This window comes from uncultured Bacteroides sp., from assembly GCF_905207245.1.
Classification (GTDB): Bacteria; Bacteroidota; Bacteroidia; order Bacteroidales; family Bacteroidaceae; genus Bacteroides.
This window is the reverse complement of sequence record NZ_CAJLKP010000126.1, coordinates 1-9,616: the sequence shown is the minus strand read 5'-3', so window position 1 is coordinate 9,616 and position 9,616 is coordinate 1. Positions and strand designations below refer to the sequence as shown.

Annotated in this window: 6 protein-coding genes; 3 read left to right on the top strand and 3 right to left on the bottom strand. The window is 46.9% G+C overall.

Annotated elements, in window-relative coordinates; all coding sequences use genetic code 11:
- Positions 1–201: 201 nt before the first annotated feature.
- Together QZ135_RS23345 and QZ135_RS23340 are read left to right on the top strand one after the other, a co-directional pair.
- Complete coding sequence (locus tag QZ135_RS23345; protein ID WP_294615279.1) at positions 202–831, top strand: response regulator transcription factor; 630 nt, start codon at positions 202–204, stop codon at positions 829–831.
- 349 nt (positions 832–1,180) lie between these two features.
- Complete coding sequence (locus tag QZ135_RS23340; RefSeq protein ID WP_294615277.1) at positions 1,181–3,577, top strand: TonB-dependent receptor; 2,397 nt, start codon at positions 1,181–1,183, stop codon at positions 3,575–3,577.
- 5 nt (positions 3,578–3,582) lie between these two features.
- Here QZ135_RS23340 and QZ135_RS23335 read toward each other — a convergent pair whose 3' ends face one another.
- From QZ135_RS23335 to QZ135_RS23325, 3 genes are all read right to left on the bottom strand, one after another.
- Positions 3,583–4,707, bottom strand: a complete 1,125-nt coding sequence (locus tag QZ135_RS23335; RefSeq protein WP_294615275.1) for a DUF4143 domain-containing protein — start codon at positions 4,705–4,707, stop codon at positions 3,583–3,585.
- A 257-nt stretch (positions 4,708–4,964) separates the two neighbouring features.
- Positions 4,965–7,124, bottom strand: a complete 2,160-nt coding sequence (locus tag QZ135_RS23330) for a hypothetical protein (RefSeq protein WP_294615272.1) — start codon at positions 7,122–7,124, stop codon at positions 4,965–4,967.
- 69 nt (positions 7,125–7,193) lie between these two features.
- Complete coding sequence (locus tag QZ135_RS23325; RefSeq protein ID WP_294615269.1) at positions 7,194–7,334, bottom strand: hypothetical protein; 141 nt, start codon at positions 7,332–7,334, stop codon at positions 7,194–7,196.
- Positions 7,335–7,980: 646 nt separating this feature from the next.
- Here QZ135_RS23325 and QZ135_RS23320 point away from each other — a divergent pair.
- Positions 7,981–9,616: AAA family ATPase (locus QZ135_RS23320; RefSeq protein ID WP_294615266.1), on the top strand; the 1,636-nt coding region annotated here is incomplete at its 3' end.

Here is a 9,616-nt window from a genome sequence, read left to right as displayed (position 1 = left end):
GCCGTATATCCGGCAGGACCGCCGCCGATGATAGCTATATCATATTTCATAAATCAGTAATATTAAGTTGTTTATGTACTAACAACAAACAAGAAGAGAGCAAAGTTCTATAAGTACCGACAAGGGAAGTTGCTGTTTTTCAGCTCCAATGACCTGTTTCATAAAAATAATCTGTATTTTTGCAGAAATTTAAGGAATTATATGGTAGCCCCCGAAATAGCAATTGTTGACTCCAACACACTGTCGTGCCTGGGATTGCAGAATCTTATGGAAGAAATCATCCCGATGGCCGTCATCCGCGTATTCAGTTCATTCGAGGAGCTGGTGGATGATACACCCGACATGTATGCGCACTATTTCGTCTCAGCACAGATATACTTTGAACACACAGCTTTCTTCCTGCCCCGCAAACCCAAAACAATTGTACTGGCAAATGGCGATAACCAACCGCAACTGGCAGGAATACCCACCCTGAATATTTATCAGGATGAAAAGACATTGATAAAAAGTATTTTGCAACTGCACCAGTTCGGACATAAAGAGGGACATCCGCATGGACATCCACATCCGGCAACAGGGCATCCGGGAAGTCATCCCTACAAAAATCCCCATGCCGACAGCGAGCACGACCTCTCTCCTCGCGAAATAGAAGTGCTGGTGCTGATTACCAAAGGATTTATCAATAAAGAAATAGCCGACAAACTGAATATCAGCCTGACGACCGTCATCTCCCACCGAAAGAATATCACGGAGAAACTGGGTATTAAATCGGTGGCAGGACTGACTATCTATGCCGTGATGCACGGATATGTTGAAGCAGACCGTATCTAAATCCTATACCGTGGCGGAATTAATCCACGACACTATACTAATGAAGTAAGCCATACACTTGATAAGTGTCAGCCATGCTCTTATCAGGACTGGCCCTATCATCAATGGCATTGATGGTAGGAATCATTGGCATTGATGGTAGGCATCATCCGTATTGATGGTGGTCATCATCCGTATTGATGGTAGGCCCTGTCCGTAACAGTCCCATGCTCACTCCCTAACATTGGCTATTATGAACTAATCCGGAGCCGTTCTTAAAAGAAGGGGAATGAGTTAAATCCTAATAAATGAGGATTGCGGGCACAGGAAAAATGCCCTTACTTTGCAAACGAAATAATATAAGCAAAAAATGGAGAAGAGTAAATTGTTCGCCTTTGCCCTGGCACTCCTGTCAATAGGAAACGTATGCGCAGAGGAAGTGGATACCCTGAAAATCGTGGATGTTGAAGAAGTACTTATCATTGCAGCTCCCAAAGAGAACCGCAAGTTGCGCGAGTTGCCAAATGCCGTCACCTTGCTTTCTCAACAGGACATGCAAGCCGCACAAGTGAACTCAATCAAAAACCTGAGCGCACTTGTACCCAATATCTTTATTCCCGATTACGGTTCGCGCCTGACCTCTGCCGTTTACATCCGAGGCATCGGCTCGCGCATCAACACCCCCTCCGTAGGACTCTATGTTGACAATATACCTTATATAGATAAATCCGCATTCGATTTCAATTACTCCGATGTAGAGCGTATCGACGTATTGCGCGGCCCTCAAGGAACACTGTACGGCCGCAATGCGATGGGCGGACTGATTAAGATACATACTAAATCCCCCTTCTCTTACCAGGGAACAGACTTCCGCATGGGAGCCGGCACACGCAACGCCTATAACACTTCCATGACCCACTACCACCGGATATCCGAACGTTTTGCCTTCTCTGCCGGAGGATTTTATGATTATCAAGGCGGATTCTTTCGTAATACAGCAAGAAACAATGAGAAAGTAGATGAAGGACAATCTGCCGGTGGGCGTTTCCGTGGCATTTACCTGCCTACAGAGAACTGGAAAGTGGATTTAAACGTCAGCTATGAATACAGCGACCAGGGAGGATATCCTTATTTCTATATGGGCAGCCTGGATCCGGCCGCACAGAAAGAGAACCTAAAACCTTACATCGGCAAAATCTCCAACGATGAAGCAGGCAGCTATTACCGTAACCTGATGAATGCCGGACTAAATCTGGAATATCAGGCACGGCACTTCACACTGAGTGCCGTCACCGGTTACCAGTTTCTGAAAGACCGCATGTTCATAGATCAGGATTTTACTCCCGAAAACATCTTCAACATTGAGCAAAAGCAGAAGATGAACACCCTCTCCGAAGAAATTATCTTCAAGTCGAAGCCCAACCGCCGGTGGGAATGGACTACAGGAGCCTTCGGATTTTACCAATGGCTGCATACCGACGGCCCGGTGGTGTTCCATAAAGAAGGCATCAATCAAGTGATCGAAGGAAACGCCAACAATGTATTCGAAGGGCTTGTCGCAAAAGGAGCCCCCGACATGCACATGAGCATCAACAATGAGAGCATGAAAGTAAGCGGCAGTTTCGATACTCCGACACTGAGTGGAGCCATTTTCCATCAATCCACCTTCAATGATTTATTCGTAAAAGGCTTGTCTGCTACCATCGGATTGCGTCTGGATTATGAAAAGATTAAGATGGACTATAATTCCGCCTCCACTCCTACCGACTTCGATTTCAAGGTAACTGTATCAAGGCCGGGTATGCCGTTCCCCATCGTCATTGAGAATGCAGCGCCACTACAAGGGAATGCCAGCTATTTGGGCAAAGAATCTACTGACTACGTTCAGCTATTACCGAAATTTGCCTTGCAATATGAATGGAAGAAAGGTAACAATGTATATGCCACCGCCACACGCGGCTATCGTTCGGGAGGCTATAACATACAGATGTTCTCCGATTTGATTACCGGTGTACTGAGTAACTCGATGATAAATGCCATTGTGAAGGACGAAAACCTCAAGATGATGGAGCAAATGATTGACGTTGAAAGCATCAAGCAGCATGTGCCGGACGTGCGTGACGCCACCCGGTACAAGCCCGAATATACTTGGAATTATGAAATAGGCAGTCATCTCACTCTACTGGAAGGACGCTTGCTTACCGATTTGTCCGTTTTCTACATGGACACCCGCGACCAGCAAATAGCCAAGTTTGCCGAAAGTGGTTTGGGACGCATCACCGTTAATGCCGGAAAGAGCCGCAGCTATGGAGCAGAAGCAAGCTTGCGGGCAGTCGTGACCGATGCGTTTACCTTGAACGCTTGCTATGGCTATACCTATGCCACCTTCAAAGACTATGCAACGAGCGATGAAAACAATTACAAGGGCAATTACGTCCCCTTCGTACCCAAGCATACACTAAGTCTGGGCGGACAATACATCTTCCACATCAACCCGGGGCATTGGCTGGACCGCATTCAGGTAAACGCCAACTACACCGGTGCCGGCCGCATCTACTGGACAGAGCAGAACAACGCAAGCCAGTCCTTCTACGGCACACTGAACGGACGCCTCAGCCTGCAAAAAGGCAACGGACAGATTGACTTCTGGGTTCGCAATGCACTGGACAAGGATTATGCTGCCTTCTACTTCGAGAGCATGGGGAATGGATTTATGCAGAAGGGACGCCCTATACAGGCGGGAATTGAATTGCGATGCAGATTCTAAACTTCTTATAAAGAGTCATGAGCGTTTCCTTTGATGGAAACGCTCGTTTCTTTTAAAACTTCTCCCAGCCCGCCAACCAGATAGAACGGGAGATTAACAAGCCGGAATGCTTTCCCCTCTACTGTAGTAACCTCATCTACTGAATAAGGTTGCGACCACACACGCACAGCCACCGTTTGCGAAGAACGGTTCATAAACGAATGTAACGAACGAAGATGTGCATTATGTCCCGCCTTTACCTCAATAGGATAGATTTTGGAATCTTGCACCCAGATGAAGTCAACCTCCGCCGCAGACTCACTCTTACCACGCACCCAGAAGTTACGTTTTTGGCTGACTTTATCGGTCAACGTCAACAGTTCTTGTGCCACAATATGCTCGGCTATCATTCCTCGCCAAGCATCCATAATGTCTTTTGCACCGAATACTTCTTTCTGCACTTGAGCTGCGTAATTTACCAAACCTGTATCCAACCATACCAGTTTAGGCATACGCTTAGTTTCCGATATGGCAGGAACTTCCGTTGCCGTTGTCGGATAAACCAACTCCATTATCATAGCTTTTTCCAATAAGCGGAAAGCTTCTCCAACTTCACGGGCATTATAATTCGATGATGCAAAACCTCCAAGTGTTACAATCTGTGCAGCTTTACCCCAACCTTCTTTCAAAATGAACCGTATTACTTCTATTAACAATCCACGCCTGGCATACTTCTCCACATCATCCCGATAACCCTGTAAAAGAGTCTCATACACATCGCTTAAGGCAAGAATATCCCTCCTTTCAGCATAAAGCTGGACAGCCTCCGGCATGCCTCCAATCAGCGTATATAAATTGAACAGCATCATCAACCGATCATGAAAAGCAATTGTTATTTCCGGTCGTTCCAACACCGGCAGTAAAGCCTCCTCACCGATAGCTCCCAGAAATTCACGGAACGAACAAGGACGTAAAGCCATATACTGCACCCTTCCCACGGGAAACGAAACTTTTACATCCACCAGATTTTCCAACAAAGAACCTGCTGCTATAACATAAATTTCCGGAAGTTCCTCATAAAAATAACGCAATAATCCTATTGCTTTTGGTGAATTTTGAATCTCATCAATAGATGCATATCCGTTTTCCATTGTTCCAAATGAAGAAGTATCGTTCTTTTAAACATGATTAAAAGATATTGGTTTTCAACGACAAAAAATACACTTTTGTTTCAAAACAGAGGCAAAATACCTATTATTTTGTTTCAAAACCGAGGCAAAAAAAAGAACGGAAGGTAGCAAAAAACGCCATCGCCTTGTGCCTGACGCACGAGCCGATGGCGTTTCTCTTTATTCAATAGGAGCATCGCAATTTGCAGAAGTGCTCACGTCGCTTCTGCAACCGAAGGCTATTCCACAGTAGGGCCATTGTAAACAGCACTGTTTACCGTAACCTGTCCCGTTGTGTTGCGGATATCCAGCCCACTTCCGGCATTGCCAAAATTAGTACCGGAGGTTTCGTCATAGGTAAATGTTACCGTCTGGCTGGTCTGGTTCGGATTGGCATCAATGTAAACGGAAGGATAGTCTGTAGAAGCAACATTGTCCTTCTGAACACTGAATGCGCAACCGTTTTTCAATTCAACTACCTTCGGGCAGTTATAGACGGTGTTGCTGCTGCGGTTTCCGATGGTGAGGGCTGCGGAAGGCGCCTGGTTGCCTGAGCCCCAAGAGGTAGCTCCCGCCGGCTTATTGCTGGCTCCGTAGCTGCTGCTTACGCTCAGGTTGAACGTACACCCGTCGAAAGTAAATTTACCTCCGCGCAGGAAAGCACCCTGCCAACCACCGATGAAGGTGCATTGGGTTGCCGTCACGGTGCCGGGAACATTGAACATCAAACCTGTTTCCAGAGCCGTGAAAGTGGAATTTTTAAGCGTAACTACGTGACCGGAACCGGTTTCCATAGAAGCATTGGTAGAGAAGCAGTAATATTTGCAGTTCATCGTGCTGTTTTCCACTGCAATCTTACCTGTACTTACATATTTATCTATCAGGATGCCGTTTGAAACGGAGCCGGTATATTCGATATTCTTCATGGTAAAGTTGCCTCCGGTACTCTCATTGATAGCAATACCCTGGCTGTTGTCAGTGATTTTGCCCTTGCCGGTAGCGTCACCAATCAAGGTCAGTGTTGCTTCTCCGCCAATGAAGTGGAAGCCAGTGTTTTCCAGCGTCAGCGTGTGTTTGCCTACATTGATTTCCATACTCTTGCCGGCTGCCACAACAATGCGGTTCTTGATGCTTGCGTCAGCTTGTAACGTAATCTTCTTCACTTCCGCACCGGCCGCAATGTTGATGCCGCCTTTCTCAATTACCAGTTCATCTATCACGGTACCGTCCTTGATTTCCAATGTGTTTGCTCCGGTACTGGAAGTCACTTTGGTCCAAGACCCGCCGTTCAGTTCCACATGTTCAATATTCGTCACGTTCAGCGTGCCTGAGGTACCTGTGGGAACATTGATGACGGCAGCCGGAGTTTCTGTACCATCCGAAGCCCCCTTCACGGTAAATTCATTACCACCGGTAGAAGCAATGTTGATGGTAACAGGGTCTGCTGCCGTGCTGGTAGAGGGAATGGCAATCTCTCCGTTGGCAGCTACACTTTCAATCGTGATATTCTTCACGCCTTCTTCCAAAGCCTTGTTAGCGGCTGCCGCATCGGCTACCGTTTGTGAAAAGGAGATGGTTGAGCCATCAATCTCCACAATGTGGATGGGACGCATCTCCTTGGCAATACCGGCCGTTACTTCAAAATTGTTGGTGGTGTGGAACACCTGAGCTTCTGCCGTGCCTATCTGTAAGGTGGCTGTGATGCCGCTGGAATACGTTCCTGCGGGCACGGGAATATCCAGTATCAGCGGCTCTGTACTCGTTGTGGTAAATGAGAGGGTAACTTCGTTGCCTGTGTTTGACAGTGCAGCCAGCGTAGCGGTTGCAGCGGGAGTCAGGACGGCTGTTCCGGTAATGCCGGATGCACTCAGTTTCAGCGTACCTTCCACGCCGTTTCCAATGCCGCTCACCTGGATACGCATCAATCCGCCCAACAACTGCGTGAACTCCACTTTGTTCTTGTCAGCATTCAGCTTGCCGAACATCGGCGCGTTGCTCACGGGATAAGTGTAAGTAGCGGGGAAAGTCAATGTGCACGTGGATGGGGTGTAGTTCTCCAACGGATATACTGCATATTCCAATTCCGACATTTCGCCGGTTACGGTGCCTTCAAAGGTACTGGTACTTTTGCCCTCCTCTCCGCTTTTCAATGTAAATGTTCCGGTAGAGCTGTAAACGTTGCCTTCTACCGTTGTACCAAAGGCATAGAAAGCGTCTCCTGCACTCCAGCTTACATTATAGTTTGCATCCACCGCAGTACGCGTGTCCGTACCGGTGGTGGCGGTCAGGGTCAGTTCATTTTGTTTCGTGGCGGCTCCGTTTTCCATAAGTTCTTCATTCGAACAGCCTGCCAGTGCGGCTGCGCAGAGCAGGGCATTAAGGTAAATCAATCTTTTCATGTTTGAGTAATTTTTTTGTTCTGAAAATTAATTGTAGTGGGAACATCCGCTTACGTGCGGAGGTGGGCATTATTGCCAATAGCCGTCTTCCTTGTCCCAGTCGGGAAGACCGGATTCGGTGTTGCTGGCTGCGAAGCCAGTTTCCACCGCCACCTGCAATATTTCTATTACGGGCGGCTCATACCTCTCTTTGGGTAGATTATCCATCATGTTTTTTTGAGTATTACGGCCTTCCTCAGTTCCATGGCAAGCCTGTAACTAAACACGAAGCGCAGAACTGATTGTTCCACTTCGCCAGTAACGAGGCCCTGAGACTGCCTTCAATCCACGAAATGATACAATACAGCCCCACGCTTATAGCGTGAAGCCGTCCAGGTATCATTCTTGTGGATTGAAATTTCTCAGGTTTCGTTACTGACAAGAATGAAGCAAGACGCTTCTAAATTTTAAATTCTAAAAAACTTTGTGGCAGACGCTTCCGCACACCCGGCAAATGTAGGATTTGCTGCCGACATAAACAAGAAAAATGAAAGATATTTAAAAAATGACTGTCATAAGTATCAGGGTTCTCTCTTCGTTTCAAAACTTTTCTTTTTGAACTTCTGCCCGCAATTACCACAACGATAGCAGTAAATTATAAAAAACAACTTGGTATAAATAGGTATTTCATTTTTCCGGTAGGAGAAATATTTTTTCCTAATAGGAGAAAAATGATTTAGTAATAGCTGATTATAAAATGGGAGAAAAATTATCATTGATGTACCAAGTTGTTTTTTAAGCGTTACTAAACTACAAGAACTTTTGCTACCTTTGTATCGTTAACGGATTAAATAATATAATAGCAGGAGGATAGCAAATGGACCCACTGAAATACATAGTACCCGACAGAAAAAGACTTCCCTACGGCATGATGAACTTTGCAGTCATCCGTCGCGAAGACTATTATTATGTAGACAAAACCCATTTTATACCCCTGATAGAACAGGCGGACCGTTTCTTCTTCTTCATCCGCCCCCGCCGCTTCGGTAAGAGCCTGACACTGAATCTACTGCAACACTATTACGATATACGCACCCGTGACAAGTTCGAAACTCTTTTCGGCGACCTATATATCGGACAACATCCCACACCGAGCCGTAACAGTTATCTGGTGCTCTATCTCAATTTCTCCGGCATCACCGGCGAACTGAACAATTATCGTAAAGGTCTGGACGAGCATTGCCAAATCTGTTTCGACTACTTCTGTGAAGTATATGCCGACCTCTTGCCCGAAGGTATCAAAGAAAAATTGGATGAAAAGGATGGAGCCGTCAACCAATTCGATTTCCTCTATCATGAGTGCGAACGTGCCGGACAGAAGATGTATCTCTTCATCGACGAATACGACCACTTCACCAACGCCATCCTCGCCGATCCCGAAAGCCTGCACCGCTACACCAACGAAACGCACGGCGAAGGCTACCTGCGTGCTTTCTTCAATAAAGTAAAAGCAGGAACCTATTCAAGCATCGAGCGTTGCTTCATCACCGGCGTCAGCCCCGTCACGATGGACGACCTCACCAGTGGCTTCAACATCGGGACCAACTACTCCCTTACGCCGAAATTCAATCAAATGATGGGATTTACGGAAGAAGAAGTGCGCGAAATGCTAACCTATTATTCGACGAACAGCCCCTTCAAGCACACCGTAGACGAACTGATAGAGATAATGAAACCGTGGTACGACAATTATTGCTTCGCGCAGGAATGTTACGGAGAAACTACGATGTACAACTCCAACATGGTGCTCTACTTCGTCAAGAACTACATTGACAATGGCAAGGCACCACAAAATATGGTGGAAGAGAACATCCGTATCGACTACGAGAAACTGCGCATGCTCATCCGCAAGGACAAGGAATTTGCCCACGACGCCTCCGTCATTCAAACCCTCGTGAGTCAAGGCTTCATCACCGGTGAGCTGAAGAGTGGCTTCCCCGCTGCCGACATCACCAATCCGGACAACTTCGTGAGCCTGCTCTACTATTTCGGGATGCTCACCATCAGTGGCACGCACGAAGGAAAAACCAAACTGACCATTCCCAACCTGGTGGTACAGGAGCAACTATATACTTATCTCTTGAATACTTACAATGATGCCGAACTGAGCTTCAGCAGTTACGAGAAGAGCGAACTGGCAAGCCGTCTCGCTTATCGGGGGGATTGGCAAGCTTATTTCGACTACATTGCCGACTGTCTGAAACGCTATGCCTCGCAGCGCGACAAGCAGAAGGGTGAGTTCTTCGTTCACGGCTTCACCCTCGCAATGACTGCACAGAACCGCTTCTACCGCCCCATCTCCGAACAGGACACCCAAGCGGGCTACGTCGACATCTTCCTCTGTCCCATGCTGGACATCTACTCCGATATGACGCACAGTTACATCGTGGAGCTGAAATATGCCAAATACAAAGATCCCGAAACCCGTGTGGAGGAGTTGCGTCAGGAGGCTA

Excerpts from the sequence above, each read along its gene's own strand:
- QZ135_RS23330 (WP_294615272.1), bottom strand. The coding sequence starts at position 7,124 with ATGAAAAGATTGATTTACCTTAATGCCCTGCTCTGCGCAGCCGCACTG.
- QZ135_RS23345 (WP_294615279.1), top strand. The coding sequence starts at position 202 with ATGGTAGCCCCCGAAATAGCAATTGTTGACTCCAACACACTGTCGTGC.
- QZ135_RS23335 (WP_294615275.1), bottom strand. The coding sequence starts at position 4,707 with ATGGAAAACGGATATGCATCTATTGATGAGATTCAAAATTCACCAAAA.
- QZ135_RS23325 (WP_294615269.1), bottom strand. The coding sequence starts at position 7,334 with ATGATGGATAATCTACCCAAAGAGAGGTATGAGCCGCCCGTAATAGAA.
- QZ135_RS23340 (WP_294615277.1), top strand. The coding sequence starts at position 1,181 with ATGGAGAAGAGTAAATTGTTCGCCTTTGCCCTGGCACTCCTGTCAATA.